Source organism: Enterobacter cloacae complex sp. HYC080_NIDB (assembly GCF_056673325.1).
This window is the reverse complement of the sequence record NZ_CP114212.1, coordinates 744,476-764,322: the sequence shown is the minus strand read 5'-3', so window position 1 is coordinate 764,322 and position 19,847 is coordinate 744,476. Positions and strand designations below refer to the sequence as shown.

Below are 19,847 nucleotides of genomic sequence, written 5' to 3'. Positions count from 1 at the left end.
TCTGAGTTACTTATCCTTCACCACAATCAGCGGTTCAATATCGCTCTCTTTCTTCACCACCAGCGAGTCATCTCCGCGCAGACAGGTGCCGCCGTAGTTCCCGCCGACGGTAAAGGTGCAGACCTGAATGTATTTGCCGTCGACGTTTGGCAGGCACCACAGCTGCTGGTAAATGTTTTTGCGATCGATAAACTTGCCGCTGGATTTATCCAGCAGTTCGTCCTGGGCGCTAATGAGATCGATATTGCTGCCGCAGCGTCCGGCAATCGGCTTGACGGCATAACCAGTCTGCTTCAGCAGGTCGTTAACCTCAAAATCGGTATCGAGCAGGTAACGGTGGTTCGGGAAAAGCTGCCACAGTACCGGCAGAATGGCTTTGTTACCCGGTATCACCGTCCACAGCGGCTCAAAGACCAGCACTTCCGGACGCAGCAGGACGTCGATCAGGCGCACTTCACCCTCGGGATGTCCGGTCCGAATCGGCACGGCGGCATATTCGGTTTCGCTCACCTCGCGGATTTGCTCTATCGCCGTTTCCCACGCCCAGGTTTTCCACACGCAGTTGACGTGGCGACCTTCGTCGTCAATCAGCTGCCCGGCAGCATCCCAGCTCAGCGCCCCCAGCCCGTGCAAAATTTTGGTTTCAAACCCGGCCTGTAACAGTGAACGCTGAATAAAGAGCGCGTGATAATCCTCTTCGACATCGTTGTCCTGCATGATGTGCACGAACGGACGCGCGTGGCTGTGTTTCCACGCGCCGGTCAGCTCTTCCAGCAACCCTTCTGCCGGGTTATGACCGTGGCCGCGATAACCGTTTTTCACCCACTCTTCGAGAATCAACCCGCCCTCGGTATGGCAGGACGCGGAGTCGGCATTGTACTCGTAGACCTTAATCCCGCGCTCATCCATGCAAAAATCCATACGGCCGGTGATCATATGGTGACGACGCCACTGCCAGGAGAGGCGCAGGCGCGGCCAGAGGATTTTCGGAATGTCGAAAAGCGCCAGCAAATTGTCATTTTTCAGCACCTTGTCCGTCGCGTGCAGGTACATCAGGTGCAGTTCGTTGGTGGCCTTGATCAGCTCCTGCTCGGCGCTTTCGGTGATGGTGAAGTACTGGCAGGGATCTTTATTGATCACATGACCGTTCGCGCGGATATACGCCTGCTGCAGCGCGTCATTTTCGTTGAGCCATTTTCCGTCGAACTGACGTTTGTTTTTCAGCCGCGCACCGCGGATTTTCAGCAGTTCGCCGTCGATTTCCGGCTGGGGAATGCTGTGTTCCGTGTCGTCGGTCTGGATCATCCAGCCGAGAATTTCCGTGTCGCTGAAGGTGTCATGGATTCTGTAACATCCGTTTTCCACGCTCAGCCGCAGCTCGCGCGTCCACTGCTGCCCGAGCGGCAGCGGGGAGTGCAGGACGTTCTGCTCTGCAATGCGCACCTTGTCGTCCAGAAGCTGGGTGATCACCGCCACGTGGCCGGTCTCATGAAACTCACCGCCCTTTTGCCAGATCAGCAGCGCCCCGGCGCGCGGCGCGCGCTTCGAGCCGTTGGCAAACGCCTGAAGGGGCAGAATGTTATCGTTCACCACCTGACGCAAAAAGCGCAGGGAGAAGATCTCCCACGCCATGCCGACGTCGGTAAACACGAAACCATAGTTGAGGAACAGGAAACGGCGGGCAAACTCAACACACTGCCATTTGTGGCCCATGTATTCGTTGCCGATATAACTGCGAAAATCCGCATCTTCCGGGTATTTTCGCGGGTCCAGACTGCCGTAATTTGAAGAGTAAATCGCCACGCCACCCGGCGCATAGCCTAACAACGTCCCGAATGGCGCATCACTGCTTAACTTTCCTTTACGCATGTATCCAACCTAAAACAGGCAGGCGGCAATTTTTTGAAGGGTTGTCGTCGTCTGCACGTTGTAATTAACCTGACAGAGGTGGAATTATCATACACCTGCCCTGTCCATTACGCTCGCATCGTTAAACGGTTCCCCTGCCACCTGCTAAACTGCCTCAACACAACACCAAAGAGGCAGGCCAACATGTCAGACGAAAACACCTATCAGCCACCGAAAGTGTGGGAATGGAAAAAGAACGGCGGCGGCGCGTTCGCCAATATTAACCGCCCGATTTCGGGCGCGACGCATGAGAAAGATCTCCCCGTGGGCTCCCATCCGCTGCAACTTTATTCGCTGGGAACACCTAACGGCCAGAAAGTGACCATCATGCTTGAAGAGCTGCTGGCGCTGGGCGTGACGGGCGCGGAGTATGACGCCTGGTTGATCCGCATCGGCGAGGGCGATCAGTTCTCCAGCGGGTTCGTTGAAGTGAACCCGAACTCGAAAATACCGGCGCTGCGGGATCACTCCACGACCCCACCAACGCGCGTCTTTGAATCCGGCAATATCCTGCTCTATCTGGCAGAGAAGTTTGGTCACTTCCTGCCGAAAGATCCGGCGGGACGCACCGAAACGCTGAACTGGCTGTTCTGGCTGCAGGGCGCGGCGCCATTCCTGGGCGGCGGTTTTGGTCACTTCTACAACTACGCGCCAGTGAAAATTGAGTACGCGATCGATCGCTTTACCATGGAAGCCAAACGCCTGTTCGACGTGCTGGATAAACAACTGGCGCGCGGCCGTTACGTGGCGGGCGAGGAGTACACCATCGCGGATATGGCGATCTGGCCATGGTTTGGCTGCGTGGCCCTGGGTAGCGTCTATAACGCCGCCGAGTTCCTGGATGCCGAAAAGTACACCAACGTCCAGCGTTGGGCGAAAGACGTGGCGAACCGCCATGCCGTGAAGCGTGGACGCATCGTTAACCGCACCAGCGGCGAGCTGAACGAGCAACTGCACGAACGCCACGCGGCAAGCGACTTCGATACCAACACGGAAGACAAGCGTCAGGCGTAATGCTTTGCCGGGCGGGCCACCGCCCGGCAGATGAGATCCTTGCCAGGGGCATGATTAGCCTAAAGGTTGAGCCGCAATTGCTGGCACTATCTGGCCGTTTTTCTCGCGCAGATGTGAGAAACGACGTATCAATCGACAGCAGTCACAAAGGATCTGTTATGAAACTTCTTAAAACAACGCTGGTCATCAGCGCTCTCCTTTTTTCCACCTCGGGAATGGCCATCGACAAAACCGCCGCTGGCGCGGTAGCGGGCGCCGCCATTGGCGCGGCCACAGGCAAAGATCTGAAATCCACCGTCGGCGGTGCCGTTGTTGGCGCAGGTACAGGTGCCATGTTCAAAAACGGCGAAAAAGGCAAAGACGCACGTAAGGGGGGTGCCGTGGGTGCCGTCGTTGGCGCAGGAGCGGCTGCCGTGACGGGCAAGAGTGTGCTGAAAGGAGCGGCCGTGGGTGCGGGCACGGGTGCACTGATTGGCGAAGCGACCCACTGATAAGTATTGCCGGGCAGCGCTGCGTTTGCCCGGCCACAGCGTTGTTCAATAATCCCCCCCTGCCAAATCTCTCGTTTTTGCGATCCGCTTTCTGAAAATTATCTTCCCACTCAGTTATTACGATGCAAACAATTGCCTGTCGTAGCCTGAAGATTACAATGCTTTGCTTATCGTAAACTACAGGCTACAATAATGGCTAACGTTAAACACTACATTACAGCTGATGGATATGATCCTTTTGATGCATATCTGCGAAGTTTGAAAGATCCCATAGCAAAAGCCATGATTGCCACGCGTGTCGCCAGAATGTCGACGGGTAACTATGGCGATTGCAAACCATGCAGAGAGAGTGTGTCAGAGCTCAGAATTGACCGGGGACCCGGCTATCGTGTCTATTTTAGTGAAGTCTCCGATCCGGCAGAAGGCGCAGTAAGTCTGGTGCTATTGACTGGAACGAAAAAAAAGCAAAATGCAGACATTGAAAGGGCCGTTGAGTACCTCAACGACTACAAGCGCAGAATATAAGAGGAAATCGCAATGGCTAAATCAGTACTTCATGATGACGCAATGGTACAACTCCTGAAAGATTCTCCGGATTTCGCGCCCGTCTATCTTCACCAGGCTTTCATTGAAATTGACGAGCCAGGAGGCTATGAGGCGTTCATGCTCGCCTTACGGCATGTGATCGAAGCCTCTGGCGGGATGACTGTTATTGCAAAACGTGCTGGCATTTCTCGCGAATCACTTTATAAATCACTCTCACCAAACGGTAACCCCTCATTTAAGCGTATCGCAGAAGTGGCATCTGCAACGGGATATCCGATTTCCCGAATTGCAACAGCAGGGTTAAACGATAATACAAGGCCGCATCAGGCGGCCTTGTAACGTTGTGTTATGCCGTCAGGCGGAACTTCTGCACCGAACGCTGAAGCTCTTCGGTCTGACGTTCCAGCGCGGCGGCTGCCGCGGAAACCTCTTCCACCAGCGAGGCGTTTTGCTGGGTGACGCCGTCCATCTGCGTAATGGCAATCCCGACCTGCGAAATGCCCTTGCTTTGCTCTTCAGAAGCGGAAGCGATTTGCTTCATAATGGTCGTCACTTCCGTCACGTCGCGTAAGATGGCATCCATGGTCGTGCCCGTGTCGCCCACCAGCTGTGCCCCCTGTTCTACGCGATTAACCGAATCAGCAATCAGCCCCTCAATTTCCTTGGCCGCGTTGGCGCTGCGGCTTGCCAGATTACGGACTTCCCCCGCGACGACGGCGAAACCGCGGCCCTGCTAGCCTGCGCGTGCCGCTTCAACGGCTGCGTTGAGCGCCAGGATATTGGTCTGGAAGGCAATACTGTTGATGACGTTGGTGATTTCAGCAATTTTCTTCGAGCTTTCGGAAATACCGCTCATGGTGGTAACCACCTCTTCCACCAGCGAACCGCCGCGGCTGGCAGTGGTTGAAGCCACATCGGCAAGCTGGCTGGCCTGACGCGCGCTTTCCGCGTTCAGTTTCACGGTGGCGGTCAGCTGTTCCATGCTGGCCGCCGTCTCTTCCAGTGCGGCAGCCTGCTCTTCGGTGCGCGAAGAGAGATCGTTATTGCCGCTGGAGATTTCCGTCGCCCCGCGCCAGATATTTTCACTGCCCGAGCGAATCGTACTGACGGCTTCACGCAGGCTGTCCTGCATGGCACTCAGCAGGGGAACCAGTTGTCCCACACAGTTGCGGCCGAACGGCGCAATGGGCTGGCTGAGATCGCCCTGGGCAATCTGGCGGAACTGCTGGCGGATACGCTCCAGCGGTTTTACCAGCATCGCCACCAGGTAACGGTCGGTAAAGAGCAGAATCAGCAGACCGATAATCGTGGCGACGATAATCACCGTGCGGGTCATACTGGTCAGGCCGTCCACCACCACGCGGGTACTGTCGAGCGTATTCGCGGCGGCAGTGTTGAACGCCTCGGCAGCCGCACCGAACGCACGGCTCAGCGGTGGCGTGACGTTGTTGGCCTGCTGGCGGTAGCCTTCCAGAGCCCCCTGCTTCGCCTGCGCCATTTGCGGCGTCACGCCCTGGTCGAGCAGCGCCTGCCAGGAGCCGATCACCCGGGATGCGATCGCCTCATCCATCGGGCCAGGTGACATCGCTTTCATCTCGGCCAGTTTCTTGCCCATGTTATCCAGCGCCTGTTGGGCGGAGGACAAATCGGGCGTGCCGCCAGCGGCTTTGACTTCCATTGCGCGGCTCAGGCGGGTCACGAAGCGGAAATACTGATCGTTGCCCTGGCTCAGTACCGTCATCTGTTTCACCAGATGGCGATCAACTTCATTGCCCTCTGAAACGCGTGACAAAGACCAGGTGCTGTACAGCCCAACGCCCGCCCACATTAAACAAAAGATCCCGAGAATCGTCAGCATGACGAAGCGGATCGTGAAATTACGTAGCATATTCATAAGATTTCCTTGCCGTGAGGGTGAATTCGCCCAGAGGCGAGTACTCCTCTCTTTATCGGCAGGCAGCGCGGAAATTATAACCTTTTGTGATTATTTTTAATTAGCGCGGCTTCACAGGTCGCACAGCCAGGGTTAATTATTACCTTTCAATATGAAGGGGTTAAACCCTGTCATCGCTTCTGTGAACAATTTATGATTTGATAAACGCAGAATAAAAACGCTGTTTCGAAAATTCATTAAATAAGAAAGGAGACATCATGTCCTGGCACCCTTCCCCTGACCGCTACGAGAACATGCAGTACCGCTATTGTGGAAAGAGCGGCCTGCGCCTGCCAGCGCTGTCGCTGGGTCTGTGGCATAGCTTTGGCCACGTCCAGCCTCTCGATGCCCAGCGCGCACTGCTACGTAAAGCCTTCGATCTCGGCATTACCCATTTCGATCTTGCCAACAACTACGGCCCACCGGCAGGGAGCGCAGAGGAGAACTTTGGCCGCCTGCTGCGAGAGGACTTTGCCGCGTACCGCGACGAGCTCATCATCTCCACTAAAGCCGGTTACGACATGTGGCCGGGGCCGTACGGTTCAGGCGGTTCACGCAAATACCTGCTCGCCAGCCTCGATCAAAGCCTGAAACGCATGGGGGTCGAGTACGTTGATATTTTCTACTCCCACCGCGTGGATGAAAATACGCCGATGGAAGAGACGGCCTCAGCGCTGGCTCACGCCGTGCAGAGCGGTAAAGCGCTGTACGTCGGGATCTCGTCCTACTCAACGGAGCGCACTCAAAAAATGGCCGGGTTACTGCGCGAGTGGAAGATCCCACTGCTCATCCACCAGCCGTCCTATAACCTGCTTAACCGCTGGGTCGATAAGACCGGATTGCTGGATGCGCTGGAAGCAAACGGTACGGGGTGCATTGCCTTTACCCCGCTGGCGCAGGGTCTGCTGACCGGGAAATACCTGAACGGCATTCCGGAAGGTTCACGCATGCAGCGAGAAGGGCATAAGGTGCGCGGGCTGACAGAGAAGATGCTGACCGACGCCAACCTGAGCAGTCTTCGTCTGCTCAATGAGATGGCACAGGCGCGTGGCCAGACCATGGCGCAAATGGCGTTGAGCTGGTTACTGAAAGATGCGCGCGTGACGTCAGTGCTGATTGGTGCCAGCCGTCCGGAACAGCTTGAGGAGAACGTCCGGGCGCTGGATAACCTGCGCTTTACAGAGGACGAACTCACGCGGATTGACCAGCATGTTGCGGATGGGGAGTTGAATCTGTGGCAGGCGTCGTCGGATAAATAGTGCAGATTGATGCCCTCTCCCCTCTGGGGAGAGGGATATGCACTTTACTTTTTACTGATCTTATCCAGATACCCCATCACAAACGCCGACAGCACAAACGTCAGGTGGATAATCACGTACCACATCAGTTTATTATCCGGGACATTCTTCGCGTCCATAAACACGCGCAACAGGTGGATAGAGGAGATCGCCACAATCGACGCTGCCACTTTATTCTTCAGCGACGAGGCATCCATTTTGCCCAGCCAGTTGAGCTTCTCCTTGCGCTCGTCGATATCAAGCTGGGAGACAAAATTCTCGTAGCCGGAAAACATCACCATCACCAGCAATCCCCCCACCAGGGTCATATCCACCAGCGACAGCAGAACCAGAATCAGGTCCGCTTCGGCAATGGAAAAAATGTTCGGCAGAACATGCAGGATTTCCTGAAAAAACTTAATCGTCAGCGCGATAAGTGCCAGCGAAAGGCCAAAATAGACGGGAGCCAGTATCCAGCGGGAGGCGTACATGGCATTTTCAAAGAAGCGTTCCATAAAGTCCTGTTTGCAAAAGAAACCAGCGCCCAGTATATCTCAACGGCGCTGGCTATTTGCAAGAACTCAACTGTTCATGACTTAGACGTTGTCCGGATTAACCTCCGGACGCGCATACTCCGGCCAGACCAGCACCACAAGTTCGGGGTAGGCTTCCAGACTGAACTCACGAAAACACTGGCGAAGGTTTAATACGTCCAGGTCTGAATACGAGACCTTCTCTCCGTTAAGACAGCGCTTTTTGATATTGTCGTAATATTTATAAACCGCTGAATTCAGGTCGCTGCAACGACGCTGCGCCTCAAACAGACCGGGCGTGTCGTTAATTTCGGACATTTTCATACGCTTAATTGTCGCGTGTAAAAAGTCGATATATTCGTGATTTACCCGCCAGTACCAGACAGGCGTAACAGAGTTCATCAAAACAGAGAAATGGTCTTCACCTTCCTCTTTTGTCATCAGTTCAGGCTGTGGAGGTTCACTGGTGTCTTTCGACACTTTCGTTTTATTGAACTCCTGCATCAATAAAAGCACACCAGCGGTCAGTAATAGTAATGTGATGACCGTAAAAAAGATGCTGTTCATGGGTTGGCTCCATTTTTTTTGATTTTAAAATTGCCTCATGATATTGTCAACGAATCTCACGCCTTTACCAACCCCACCCTGTTGAAAATAAAGGAAATTAAAAAATGCTGCCCGACTATCTCGTCCCGGCTAAGTACCACATTACGCCTGTGGAACAGCAACCGACGGAAGAAGAAAAAAAGGCCAGTTTCACTCAGGGGAAAAGAAAGCTCTCCGATTTCGAGCCTGATATATTAATTGGTGTTTCCCGCACTGGCAAATCCCGTAATATGTTGCTGGAGGAGCACGATCGCCATATAAAAGACCGCTTATTTCGCGCTATAAAAATTGAGGCCTTCGTCCACCTGCTGAATGACCTCCAGGCTGAAGGCGAAATAGATGCTCAGAAACTAAGTCAAATAATGGCTGAAAAAACAAAAGAAATAAATGAAGCGGGCAATGAAATTTGGCTTAATCTAATTACGCGCGAAAAAAACAACCCTATTTTTTATACCCTTGGGGAAGATTAACGTGAAAGAAGTTAAAGACAACGACGTTTATTTGACTTTAGATGATAAAAAAAGTGATGAATTTATCTTAAAGCAAAATCTCGACGCCCTGAGAAACACAAAAAATATCGAGATGACGCGTATTACGCAAGACCTGGTATCGATTCCGGCGACGCTGGTGCGGCTGAAATGGCAGAATCGCCGCGAGATTTACCCGCTACAGGTCAAAGAAGAGATTTACGGTGCGGTGATAAATAGCCTCATCGAGCAGCAACCCGAGCTGAAAGAGAAGCTGCTGGGCCGGCTAGAGGCCAACTATCAGTATCTGCTTGCCAGAGAAGTCGCCACCCTGCGCCTGACGCGCAAGCTGTCAGCCGGTGAGTACCGTACCTCAAACGTCACCTGCGTTGCGCTCGACGAAGACACGCTGGCAACCTCCTCTGCCGCGCAGACGGATAATAAAAACGCATAAACCGACAGACATAAAAAAAGCCGGCTTTCGCCAGCTTCTTTACTATTTTTTGGCCGCTTTCTCTTCGCCGACCAGTCCAATCTTCAGATAACCCGCCTGATGCAGCGTGTCCATCACCTTCATCATGGTTTCGTAGTCGACGGTTTTGTCCGCACGGAAGAAGACGGTGGTGTCTTTCTTGCCGCCGGTAAGCTCATCCAGCGCCGGAATAACCGAAGCATCCGTTACCGGGTCGTTACCCAGGAACATCGATTTATCCGCTTTCACCGAAAGATAGATGGGCTTTTCCGGACGCGGCTGCGGCTGGCTGGACGAGGCCGGGAGGTTCACCTTCACGTCCACCGTCGCCAGCGGCGCAGCGACCATAAAGATAATCAGCAGAACCAGCATGACGTCGATAAACGGCGTCACGTTGATCTCATGCATTTCACCGTTATCGTCCAGATTTTCGTTTAGACGCATCGCCATAATATCAACCTACGCGCAGTTTAGACGCCGCATGCACCGGTTTCACGGCGCTGGCATTCAGGTCGAGATCGCGGCTTTGCAGCAGCAGAACCTGAGCAGCAACGTCACCGAGCGTGGCTTTGTAGCTGCCAATCATACGCGCGAAAATGTTATAGATAACGACTGCCGGAATCGCCGCGACCAGACCAATGGCCGTCGCCAGCAGCGCTTCTGCGATACCGGGCGCAACAACCGCCAGGTTGGTGGTTTGAGTCTGAGCGATACCGATAAAGCTGTTCATGATGCCCCAGACCGTACCGAAAAGACCGACGAACGGCGAAATTGCGCCGATGGTAGCCAGATAACCATTACCACGTCCCATGTGTCGGCCAACGGCCGCAACGCGACGCTCCAGACGGAAACCGGTACGCTCTTTAATGCCCTCGTTATCTTCACTGCCAGCGGAGAGTTCCAGCTCGTTCTGCGCTTCGTTCACTAACAGGGTGGTCAGGCTTTTTGCGTGGAAGGATGAGGTCATATCAGACGCCTGATCCAGAGAGCGGGCTTCTGCCAGCTGCTGCTGTTCCCGCTTGAGGCGACGCTTCTGCGAAAGCAGCTCGGCGCTTTTGCTGAAGAAGATAGCCCAGGTGACAACGGACGCCAGAATCAGGCCGATCATCACAATCTTAACCACGATGTCAGCATGTTGATACATGCCCCAAACGGAGAGATCCGTCTGCATCAAATTATTACCCACTCTGTATCTCCAGGACGCAAATCACAAAATCTGAACGTAATAATATCAAAACGTCGTCGAATTGATAGTAGTTCTCATTAGTATTTGCATGGTGCCGTAATTTTCGCTCACTTTCCTTGCGCTTACGCAGTAAAAATTTCTTATGCGGTTTTTTGGTAATATTTTCTGCTTATTCGATAAGCATGCGGGTGCAGTTTTTCACAATCGTGGTAGTCTGGACGTCCAGACGTATAAAAACAGGGTTAGCGAACATGACTAAGAAGCATCTTGATACCACGCTGGTACAGGCCGGACGCAGCAAAAAATATACGCAGGGTTCGGTTAACAGCGTGATTCAACGCGCCTCCTCCCTGGTGTTTGACACCGTTGAGGAGAAAAAAATCGCCACGCGTAACCGCGCAAAAGGCGGGCTGTTTTATGGCCGTCGCGGCACGCTAACCCATTTTTCTCTGCAGGAAGCGATGTGCGAGCTGGAAGGCGGTGCGGGCTGCGCGCTGTTCCCGTGCGGTGCGGCTGCGGTCGCCAATACCATTCTGGCGTTTGTGGAACAGGGCGACCATATCCTGATGACCAACACCGCCTATGAACCCAGCCAGGACTTCTGCACCAAAATACTCAGTAAACTCGGCGTCACTACCGGGTGGTTCGATCCGCTGATTGGCGCAGGCATTGCCGAACTTATTCAGCCAAACACGCGCATCGTGTTCCTGGAGTCTCCCGGTTCAATCACCATGGAAGTGCACGACGTACCGGCTATCGTGAAGGCCGTGCGCAGCAAAGCGCCGGAGGCGATCATCATGATCGACAACACCTGGGCGGCGGGCGTGCTGTTTAAAGCGCTGGAATTCGACATTGATATCTCGATTCAGGCGGCGACGAAATACCTGATTGGCCATTCAGACGGGATGATTGGCACAGCAGTGTCTAACGCGCGCTGCTGGGATCAGCTGCGTGAAAATGCCTACCTGATGGGCCAGATGGTCGATGCAGATACGGCCTACATGACCAGCCGCGGTATCCGCACGCTGGGGGTTCGCCTGCGTCAACACCATGAAAGCAGCCTGAAAGTGGCAGAGTGGCTGGCTCAGCATCCACAGGTTGAGCGCGTTAATCATCCTGCGCTTGCGGGCAGTAAAGGCCATGAGTTCTGGCAACGTGACTTTACGGGCAGCAGCGGGTTGTTCTCGTTTGTGCTTAAAAAACGGCTAGATAATGACGAACTGGCAAACTATCTGGATTACTTTACCCTCTTCAGCATGGCCTACTCCTGGGGCGGTTTTGAGTCCCTGATCCTGCCTAATCAGCCGGAGCAAATCGCGGCTCTGCGCCCTGGCGGCGAAGTGGACTTCAGCGGCACCCTGATTCGCCTGCACATCGGTTTAGAAAATGTGGACGATTTAATTGCGGATTTATCAGCAGGGTTTGAACGTATCGTGTAGAGTGCTCGCTGAAAATGTACTCCCCGGACGCTTTTCTTAACACTGCAAGCAGAAAAGTCTGCATGAGTTGCGCCTGCGATCAATCCCGGCAGGTATAATTGGGAGTACAATAGCGTTATCTCTGCTGTTCCACAGGAAAGTCCATGGCTGTTATTCAAGATATTATCGCGGCGCTCTGGCAACATGATTTTGCCGCACTGGCGGATCCGCACGTTATAGGCGTCGTCTATTTCGTGATGTTCGCAACGCTGTTTCTGGAAAATGGATTACTGCCAGCCTCGTTTTTACCCGGTGACAGTTTGCTTTTGCTTGCCGGGGCATTGATCGGTAAAGGCGTTATGGACTTTACGCCAACGATGGTTATCCTCACCTCTGCCGCGAGCCTGGGCTGCTGGCTGAGCTATCTGCAGGGCCGCTGGCTGGGGAACACGCGCGTCGTGAAAGGCTGGCTGGCGCAGTTACCGCATAAATACCATCAGCGGGCGACCTGTATGTTTGACCGACACGGCCTGCTGGCGCTGCTGGCCGGACGTTTTCTGGCTTTTATTCGCACCCTGCTGCCCACCATGGCGGGTATTTCCGGCCTGTCGAACCGCCGTTTTCAGTTCTTCAACTGGCTGAGCGGCCTGCTGTGGGTGGGGGTCGTGACCACGTTAGGCTACGCGCTGAATATGATCCCCTTTGTGAAACACCACGAAGATCAGGTGATGACATTCCTGATGGTGCTGCCGATTTTCCTGCTGGTAGCCGGGCTGGTGGGAACCATTGCGGTGGTGATTAAGAAAAAGTACTGCAGCGCATAAACAAAAGCCGGGTGGCGGCTACGCCTTACCCGGCCTACGTTTCTCGTCAGGCGCCCTGCATCGTTCGTATACGCGACGCATCTTCTCCCGGCGTGACGCCAAAATAGCGCTTAAACTCCCGACTAAACTGCGACGCACTCTCATAGCCCACCCGCATTGCCGCCGCGCTGGCCTTCATGCCATCGTGGATCATCAGCATCCGCGCCTTATGCAGCCGGTAGGTCTTGAGGTATTGCAGCGGCGAGGTGCTGGTCACCGATTTAAAGTTATGGTGAAACGCCGAGACACTCATGTTCGCTTCCGCGGCGAGCTGATCGACGCTGAGGTTTTCCGTGTACTGGCTCTCAATACGCTTGAGCACGCGGCTTATCAGACTGAAGTGGGTCTGTCGGCTCACCAGCGCCAGCAACGCTCCCCCGCCGGGGCCCAGCAGCACATGATAGAGAATTTCGCGAATGATCTGCTTGCCCAGGATACGCGCGTCCAGCGGCCGCTCCATGACGTCCAGCAAACGCTCGATGGCGCACAGGATCTCTTCAGACAGCGTGGCCGAGTTAATCCCGCTTGAAGCCATCGACGGCTGGAAGAGTTCATCTTCGCCTATCTCCATCAGCAGTTCCTGCAACTGAAGGATATCGACATTAACGCGAATACCCGCCAGCGGGACCTCCTCTGTCGCGAAAGTTTCACATTCAAAGGGTAAAGGTACTGTCAGAAGCAGATATTCATTGGTGTCGTAGCGGAACACGCGGTCATTGATATAACCAATTTTATGGCCCGAAAAGAGAAAAACGATGCCCGGCTGGTACATCACTGGCGTGCGCGTCCCGGGCTGCGTGCCATAGAGCAGACGAATATCAGGCAACTGATCGCTGACACTATTTTCATTATCTATCAGTCTCTTAATCTGCGCGGTAAGCTGAAGGCAGATCGCTTCACGGTTCATTTTTCGTTACTCCGGGTACGTTTTCCGACTTTCACAGTTTGCGCACTTTCCCGAGGTTTCTCCAGCGCTCTGTAGAAATGGGCAAGACATTGGCAGGAATGTGCATTGAGAGCATAGCCCCGGAGCGCCACAATGTGCAGCATCAGGCAGGCATCAGTGCCGCCACGGTTTTTCACCCACTAAAGGGAACGAGCAATGAACAATTTTAATCTCCATACCCCAACCCGCATTCTGTTTGGCAAAGACGCAATCGCTGACCTGCGTGCGCAGATCCCCGCTGATGCGCGTGTCCTGATCACCTACGGTGGCGGCAGCGTGAAAAAAACCGGCGTGCTGGATCAGGTTTACAGCGCCCTGGACGGTCTGGACGTGCGTGAGTTCGGCGGCATCGAGCCAAACCCGTCTTACGAAACGCTGATGAATGCGGTAAAAATCGCCCGTGAAGAAAACATTACTTTCCTGCTGGCGGTCGGTGGCGGTTCCGTTCTGGATGGCACGAAGTTCATCGCGGCGGCAGCGCACTACGCTGACGGCGTTGACCCGTGGCACATTCTGGAAACCCGCGGCAGCGACATTAAAAGCGCAATCCCGATGGGCTCCGTGCTGACACTGCCAGCCACCGGTTCCGAATCCAACAAAGGCGCAGTGATCTCCCGTAAAACCACCGGTGACAAACAGGCCTTTATGAACGAGCACGTGCAGCCTGTCTTCGCGATCCTCGACCCGGTTTACACCTATACCCTGCCTGCACGTCAGGTAGCGAACGGTGTGGTTGATGCCTTTGTTCACACCGTTGAGCAGTACGTGACCTACCCGGTGAATGCCAAAATTCAGGATCGTTTCGCGGAAGGCATTCTGCTGACGCTGGTTGAAGAAGGTCCTAAAGCGCTGAAAGAGCCGGAAAACTATGACGTTCGAGCCAACGTCATGTGGGCGGCAACGCAGGCGCTGAACGGTCTGATCGGCGCAGGCGTGCCGCAGGACTGGGCGACCCACATGCTGGGTCACGAACTGACGGCGATGCACGGTCTCGATCACGCTCAGACGCTGGCGGTGGTTCTGCCTGCGCTGTGGAACGAAAAACGGGATACCAAACGCGCCAAACTGCTGCAGTACGCAGAGCGCGTGTGGAACATCACCGAGGGTTCTGACGATGCGCGTATTGACGCGGCCATAGAAGCGACACGCAACTTCTTCGAAAGCCTGGGCGTACCAACGCGCCTGTCTGGCTACGGCCTGGATGGCAGTTCTATCCCTGCTCTGCTGGAGAAACTCGACGCGCACGGCATGACTCAACTGGGCGAGCACGGTGACATTACGCTGGACGTCAGCCGCCGTATCTACGAAGCGGCACGCTAAGCGTTTTTGTCCTCCCGACTTTCGTTTTTTGACATTTCGTCCAGACTTAATGCACACCCCATCGCCGGAGCCCCCCTCCGGCGATGCGCACCTGAAGGAGGAAAAATGGCAAACCAAACCGTAATCAAGCTGCAGGATGGCAACGTGATGCCCCAGTTGGGGCTAGGTGTATGGAAAGCCGGTAACGACGAGGTCGTCTCCGCCATTCATAAAGCCCTGGAAGTCGGCTATCGGTCAATTGATACCGCCGCCGCCTACAAAAACGAGGACGGCGTAGGCACTGCACTGGCCAGCGCCGGCGTCCCCCGCGATGAATTATTCATTACCACGAAACTGTGGAATGACGATCAAAAACGCCCTCGCGAAGCCCTGCAGGAGAGTCTGGAGAAACTTCAGCTCGATTTCGTCGATCTGTATCTGATGCACTGGCCGGTTCCCGCCATCGACCATTATGTTGATGCCTGGAAAGGGATGATTGAACTGCAAAAAGAGGGGCTGGTGAAAAGCATCGGCGTCTGTAACTTCCAGGTTCATCACCTGCAGCGCCTGATTGATGAGACAGGCATCGCACCGGTGATTAACCAGATCGAGCTGCACCCGCTGATGCAGCAGCGCCAGCTTCACGCCTGGAATGCGACCCACAAGATCCAGACCGAATCCTGGAGCCCCCTGGCGCAGGGTGGCGAGGGGGTCTTCGATCAGAAAATCATCCGCGACCTGGCGGATAAATACGGCAAAACGCCCGCACAGATCGTCATTCGCTGGCATCTGGACAACGGCCTGGTCGTCATTCCGAAATCAGTCACGCCATCACGTATTGCCGAGAACTTCGACGTCTGGGATTTCCGCCTGGACAAAGATGAGCTGGGTGAGATTGCGAAGCTGGAGAAGGGCAAACGCTTAGGGCCGGACCCGGATCAGTTTGGCGGTTAAAAAAAGCCGGGTGGCGGCTTCGCCTTACCCGGCCTACGTGTCTACATAAAAAACCCCGGCTTGCCGGGGTTTTTTATTTACGCTTTGCGCTTCACGGGCTTCTTCGCATTCGAATTACCGTTCGAACGCTGATGCACAATCGGCGTGTGCTTGGTCAGCGCCGGGCGCGTATTGCGGTTCTGGCGACGCGCTTCGCGCATCTCATCCAGCGTCGGGGCCGGTACCAGACAGTCGCGGCGTGAACCGATCAGGTGTTTTTTACCCATCTCTTCCAGCGCCTGGCGGATCAGCGGCCAGTTTTTCGGGTCATGATAACGCAGCAGCGCTTTATGCAGACGACGCTGTTTATCCCCCCTTGGCACCACCACCTCTTCACTCTTGTAGCCAATCTTACTCAGCGGGTTCTTGCCGGTGTAATACATGGTCGTCGAGTTGGCGAGCGGTGACGGGTAGAAGTTCTGCACCTGATCCAGACGGAAGCGACGCTGCTTCAGCCACAGTGCCAGGTTCACCATATCCTCATCACGCGTGCCGGGGTGCGCGGAGATAAAGTACGGGATCAGGTACTGCTCTTTGCCCGCCTGCTTTGAATACGTGTCGAACAGCTCTTTAAAGCGGTCATAGCTGCCCATACCCGGCTTCATCATCTTCGACAGCGGACCTTCTTCGGTGTGCTCCGGCGCAATCTTCAGGTAGCCGCCCACATGGTGGGTCGCCAGCTCTTTGATGTAGCGCGGATCTTCCACGGCGATGTCGTAACGCACCCCCGAGGCAATCAGGATCTTCTTGATGCCCTTCAGGTCGCGGGCACGACGATAGAGATTGATCGTCGGCTCGTGGTTGGTATCCATATGCTCGCAGATGCTCGGATAGACGCAGGAGAGACGACGGCAGGTTTGCTCCGCGCGCGGCGACTTACAGCGCAGCATATACATGTTCGCGGTTGGGCCGCCAAGGTCGGAGATCACACCGGTAAAGCCTGGCACCGTGTCGCGAATCGCTTCGATCTCATTGATGATCGAATCTTCAGAGCGGCTCTGAATAATACGGCCTTCGTGCTCGGTAATAGAGCAGAATGAGCACCCGCCGAAGCAGCCGCGCATGATGTTGATCGAGAAACGGATCATCTCATACGCCGGGATACGGGCGTTGCCGTACGCCGGATGCGGTACGCGCTTGTACGGCAGCGCAAAGACGCTGTCCATCTCTTCGGTGGAGAGCGGGATCGCTGGCGGGTTGATCCAGATAAAGCGCTCGCCGTGCTTCTGCATTAACGCGCGGGCACAGCCCGGGTTGGTTTCGTGGTGCAAAATACGGGACGCATGGGCGTAGAGAACTTTGTCAGCCTTCACCTTCTCGTAAGACGGCAGCAGCACGTAGGTTTTTTCCCACGGTTTCGGGCGCGGCGGCTGCACGACAATCGCCTTTGCTTCCGCTTTCTTTGGCTCAACCGGTTTATTATCCGCACACGGCAAATCTTCGCCGTACGGGTGTGGGATAGGATCTATTTTGCCCGGCATATCAATGATGCGGGAATCCACCCCGCTCCAGCCCGGCAGCGCCTCTTTCACCATGATGGCGGTATTGCGCACGTCGCGGATGCTGCTCACCGGTTCACCCTGCGAGAGACGATGCGCCACTTCCACCAGCGGACGTTCACCGTTGCCGTAAATCAGCATATCGGCTTTGGAATCCACCAGCACCGAGCGGCGAACGGTATCTGACCAGTAGTCGTAATGCGCGGTGCGGCGCAGACTCGCCTCAATGCCACCCAGGATCACCGGCACGTCTTTCCAGGCTTCTTTACAGCGCTGGGTGTAGACGAGGGTAGCGCGGTCCGGACGTTTGCCCGCCACGTTATCCGGCGTATAGGCATCGTCATGGCGCAGCTTACGGTCGGCGGTATAGCGGTTGATCATCGAATCCATGTTGCCCGCGGTCACGCCGAAGAACAGGTTCGGTTTACCCAGACGCATAAAGTCGTCTTTGCTGTTCCAGTCAGGCTGGGAGATGATCCCCACACGGAAGCCCTGCGCTTCGAGCATACGGCCGCAGATGGCCATGCCGAAACTCGGATGGTCAACATAGGCATCGCCTGTGACCAGAATGATATCGCAGCTGTCCCAGCCAAGTTGGTCCATCTCTTCCCGGGACATCGGCAGGAACGGCGCCGGTCCAAAGCAGGCCGCCCAGTACTGGGGCCAGGAGAAGAGGTCACGATCCGGCTGGATCAGGGAAATGGCGCTCATAATGCTTCCGAAGAAAAAATAGACAAAAGGAGCGGGATTATACGCTGTTCATCCATCCAATTTGAAGAAAAGGATGCAGGAAGCAGACATAAAATCGCGGAAGTCGTTAAAATACAGCGCCCTGTTAATTTTGCATCATAATTACCCCTGACGCCTCCGGTTCTCTGCCGCCGGAAGGCATTCTGGCGTGGAGTTTCCGTGTGAAGTTCAACGATTCGTTACATGTGTCTCAACTGCGGGTTGTGCTCCACCTCTGCGGTTTCCTGGTTCTGCTGTACAGCCTTTCAATGCTGCCGCCGATGGTCATTGCCCTGCTGCACAAAGAGCGGACCTACTTTGCGTTTTTAACCACGTTTCTGACCTTTTTCAGCCTCGGGGGGTTAACCTGGCAGGCAACCCGTCACGCCGGCATACAGCTGCGCACCCGTGACGGTTTCGTGATCATTGTGCTGTTCTGGCTGCTGTTTTCAGTGATCAGCGCCATGCCGCTATGGATGGATGATGGTCTGCATCTCTCTTTTGCGGATGCGCTCTTCGAAGGGGTGTCCGGAATCACCACCACCGGGGCAACGGTGATCGGGGACGTCAGCGCCCTGCCTAAGTCGTACCTTTATTATCGCGCCCAGCTCAACTTCATTGGCGGGTTAGGCGTCATCGTGCTGGCCGTCGCGGTACTGCCGCTGCTGGGCATCGGGGGCATGAAGCTGTATCAGTCAGAAATGCCAGGACCGTTCAAAGAGGAGCGCCTGACGCCCCGGCTTGCCGATACTGCGCGTACCCTGTGGCTGACCTATTTCGCGCTGGGCGTGACCTGCACGCTGGCCTACTGGCTGGCGGGGATGCCCGTTTTTGACGCCATCTGTCACGGGCTTTCAACTGTGTCACTGGGCGGGTTTTCTACCCGCAGCGAGAGCATTGGCTTTTATGACAGCCACGCAATTGAACTGGTTGCCGGGGCCTTTTCGCTGCTTTCTGCCTTTAACTTTACCCTCTGGTACGTCGCCATTGTCAGACGCACCCTGAAGCCGATCCGCCGCAGCCCGGAGGTCAAATTCTTTCTCAGTGCCGCCGCGGTGATTATCCTCATCACCGCCTGGCAGGTCTGGCATGCGGGAATGTACAACCCGACGGATAGCCTGGTACACGCATTCTTCCTTGCCAGCTCGATGATGACCGATAACGGTCTCGCGACGGCCGACTATGCCCAATGGCCTGCCCACACCATCTTTTTACTGTTGAGCGCCAGCTTCTTTGGTGGCTGCGTCGGCTCGACCTGCGGCGGGATCAAAGCGCTGCGTTTTCTCATTATGTTTAAGCAGAGTATTCAGGAGATGAATCAGCTGGCCCATCCGCGCGCGCTGCTGAGTATTAAGGTGGGCAAAAGCGTGGTGAATGAACGCGTTCTGCGTTCGGTATGGAGCTTCTTTTTTCTCTACGTGATGATTACCGGATTTTTTGTCTGGGCGCTTAATCTGATGGGCTATGACCTGTTTACGTCATTCGCCACGGTTGCCGCCTGTATCAACAATATGGGGCTGGGTTTTGGCGAGACAGCATCAACGTTTGGCACCTTAACCGAAGGGGCAAAACTGCTGATGTGCGCGGCAATGATCTTAGGGCGTCTGGAAATCTACCCGGTGCTGATTCTGTTCTCGCGCTTTTTCTGGCGGGCATAACACATTCCC

General features: G+C 54.9%; 19 protein-coding genes and 1 pseudogene. 12 read left to right on the top strand and 8 right to left on the bottom strand.

Going from position 1 to position 19,847, the window contains the following annotated elements; translation table 11 throughout:
* Window positions 1–6: 6 nt before the first annotated feature.
* Complete coding sequence (gene gss, locus O1723_RS03645) at window positions 7–1,869, bottom strand: bifunctional glutathionylspermidine amidase/synthase (protein ID WP_023337791.1); 1,863 nt, start codon at window positions 1,867–1,869, stop codon at window positions 7–9.
* A gap of 183 nt (window positions 1,870–2,052) precedes the next feature.
* Here gss and yghU point away from each other — a divergent pair, with 183 nt between their 5' ends.
* From yghU to O1723_RS03625, 4 genes are all read left to right on the top strand, one after another.
* Window positions 2,053–2,922 carry a glutathione-dependent disulfide-bond oxidoreductase gene (yghU, locus tag O1723_RS03640; protein WP_014885224.1) on the top strand — a complete coding sequence of 290 codons (870 nt, stop codon included), beginning with the start codon at window positions 2,053–2,055 and terminating at the stop codon, window positions 2,920–2,922.
* A 158-nt stretch (window positions 2,923–3,080) separates the two neighbouring features.
* Window positions 3,081–3,413: a YMGG-like glycine zipper-containing protein gene (locus O1723_RS03635; protein ID WP_023337792.1), complete on the top strand. Its 333-nt coding sequence runs from the start codon at window positions 3,081–3,083 to the stop codon at window positions 3,411–3,413.
* A 192-nt stretch (window positions 3,414–3,605) separates the two neighbouring features.
* The gene (locus O1723_RS03630) at window positions 3,606–3,938 is read left to right on the top strand and encodes a type II toxin-antitoxin system RelE/ParE family toxin (protein WP_023338786.1); all 333 of its coding nucleotides are present in this window, start codon (window positions 3,606–3,608) and stop codon (window positions 3,936–3,938) included.
* Between the two features lie 12 nt (window positions 3,939–3,950).
* Window positions 3,951–4,298 (top strand): helix-turn-helix domain-containing transcriptional regulator, encoded by a 348-nt coding sequence (locus O1723_RS03625; protein WP_014885227.1) that lies wholly within the window; start codon window positions 3,951–3,953, stop codon window positions 4,296–4,298.
* Window positions 4,299–4,305: 7 nt separating this feature from the next.
* Here the strand turns inward: O1723_RS03625 and O1723_RS03620 are convergent.
* A pseudogene (locus tag O1723_RS03620) lies at window positions 4,306–5,853 on the bottom strand (methyl-accepting chemotaxis protein).
* A 257-nt stretch (window positions 5,854–6,110) separates the two neighbouring features.
* Between O1723_RS03620 and O1723_RS03615 the strand changes: the two are divergent.
* Window positions 6,111–7,151 carry an aldo/keto reductase gene (locus O1723_RS03615; RefSeq protein ID WP_023331302.1) on the top strand — a complete coding sequence of 347 codons (1,041 nt, stop codon included), beginning with the start codon at window positions 6,111–6,113 and terminating at the stop codon, window positions 7,149–7,151.
* A gap of 44 nt (window positions 7,152–7,195) precedes the next feature.
* Here the strand turns inward: O1723_RS03615 and O1723_RS03610 are convergent, their stop codons facing one another.
* Window positions 7,196–7,684, bottom strand: a complete 489-nt coding sequence (locus O1723_RS03610; RefSeq protein ID WP_014171606.1) for a TIGR00645 family protein — start codon at window positions 7,682–7,684, stop codon at window positions 7,196–7,198.
* An 81-nt stretch (window positions 7,685–7,765) separates the two neighbouring features.
* Window positions 7,766–8,269: an ESA_00282 family adhesion-associated protein gene (locus O1723_RS03605; RefSeq protein WP_008499806.1), complete on the bottom strand. Its 504-nt coding sequence runs from the start codon at window positions 8,267–8,269 to the stop codon at window positions 7,766–7,768.
* Window positions 8,270–8,373: 104 nt separating this feature from the next.
* Here O1723_RS03605 and O1723_RS03600 point away from each other — a divergent pair, with 104 nt between their 5' ends.
* Together O1723_RS03600 and O1723_RS03595 are read left to right on the top strand one after the other, a co-directional pair.
* Entirely contained in the window at window positions 8,374–8,778 is a 405-nt protein-coding gene (locus O1723_RS03600) for a hypothetical protein (protein WP_014885230.1), read from the top strand.
* 1 nt (window position 8,779) lies between these two features.
* The gene (locus tag O1723_RS03595) at window positions 8,780–9,229 is read left to right on the top strand and encodes a hypothetical protein (protein WP_014885231.1); all 450 of its coding nucleotides are present in this window, start codon (window positions 8,780–8,782) and stop codon (window positions 9,227–9,229) included.
* A gap of 42 nt (window positions 9,230–9,271) precedes the next feature.
* Here the strand turns inward: O1723_RS03595 and exbD are convergent, their stop codons facing one another.
* On the bottom strand, window positions 9,272–9,697 hold the full coding sequence (exbD, locus tag O1723_RS03590) for a TonB system transport protein ExbD (RefSeq protein WP_023337793.1): 426 nt from the start codon (window positions 9,695–9,697) through the stop codon (window positions 9,272–9,274).
* Window positions 9,698–9,701: 4 nt separating this feature from the next.
* A complete protein-coding gene (gene exbB, locus O1723_RS03585) occupies window positions 9,702–10,433 on the bottom strand; it encodes a tol-pal system-associated acyl-CoA thioesterase (protein ID WP_014885233.1) in 732 nt (243 codons plus the stop codon).
* Between the two features lie 251 nt (window positions 10,434–10,684).
* Between exbB and metC the strand changes: the two genes are divergently transcribed.
* Both metC and yghB read left to right on the top strand, forming a co-directional pair.
* Window positions 10,685–11,872: a cystathionine beta-lyase gene (gene metC / locus O1723_RS03580; protein ID WP_023337794.1), complete on the top strand. Its 1,188-nt coding sequence runs from the start codon at window positions 10,685–10,687 to the stop codon at window positions 11,870–11,872.
* Between the two features lie 143 nt (window positions 11,873–12,015).
* Window positions 12,016–12,675: a DedA family general envelope maintenance protein YghB gene (gene yghB / locus O1723_RS03575; protein ID WP_014885235.1), complete on the top strand. Its 660-nt coding sequence runs from the start codon at window positions 12,016–12,018 to the stop codon at window positions 12,673–12,675.
* Window positions 12,676–12,721: 46 nt separating this feature from the next.
* On the opposite strand, the gene O1723_RS03570 is transcribed toward yghB, so the two are convergent.
* Entirely contained in the window at window positions 12,722–13,621 is a 900-nt protein-coding gene (locus tag O1723_RS03570; RefSeq protein WP_023337795.1) for an AraC family transcriptional regulator, read from the bottom strand.
* A 195-nt stretch (window positions 13,622–13,816) separates the two neighbouring features.
* On the opposite strand from O1723_RS03570, the gene yqhD reads away from it, so the two are divergent.
* Both yqhD and dkgA read left to right on the top strand, forming a co-directional pair.
* Window positions 13,817–14,980: an alcohol dehydrogenase gene (gene yqhD, locus O1723_RS03565; protein ID WP_023331305.1), complete on the top strand. Its 1,164-nt coding sequence runs from the start codon at window positions 13,817–13,819 to the stop codon at window positions 14,978–14,980.
* Window positions 14,981–15,085: 105 nt separating this feature from the next.
* On the top strand, window positions 15,086–15,913 hold the full coding sequence (dkgA, locus tag O1723_RS03560; protein ID WP_014885238.1) for a 2,5-didehydrogluconate reductase DkgA: 828 nt from the start codon (window positions 15,086–15,088) through the stop codon (window positions 15,911–15,913).
* Between the two features lie 77 nt (window positions 15,914–15,990).
* On the opposite strand, the gene O1723_RS03555 is transcribed toward dkgA, so the two are convergent.
* Entirely contained in the window at window positions 15,991–18,162 is a 2,172-nt protein-coding gene (locus O1723_RS03555) for a YgiQ family radical SAM protein (protein ID WP_032666142.1), read from the bottom strand.
* A gap of 200 nt (window positions 18,163–18,362) precedes the next feature.
* Here O1723_RS03555 and O1723_RS03550 point away from each other — a divergent pair, with 200 nt between their 5' ends.
* The gene (locus O1723_RS03550; protein ID WP_023337799.1) at window positions 18,363–19,838 is read left to right on the top strand and encodes a TrkH family potassium uptake protein; all 1,476 of its coding nucleotides are present in this window, start codon (window positions 18,363–18,365) and stop codon (window positions 19,836–19,838) included.
* The last annotated feature ends 9 nt before the right edge of the window (window positions 19,839–19,847 follow it).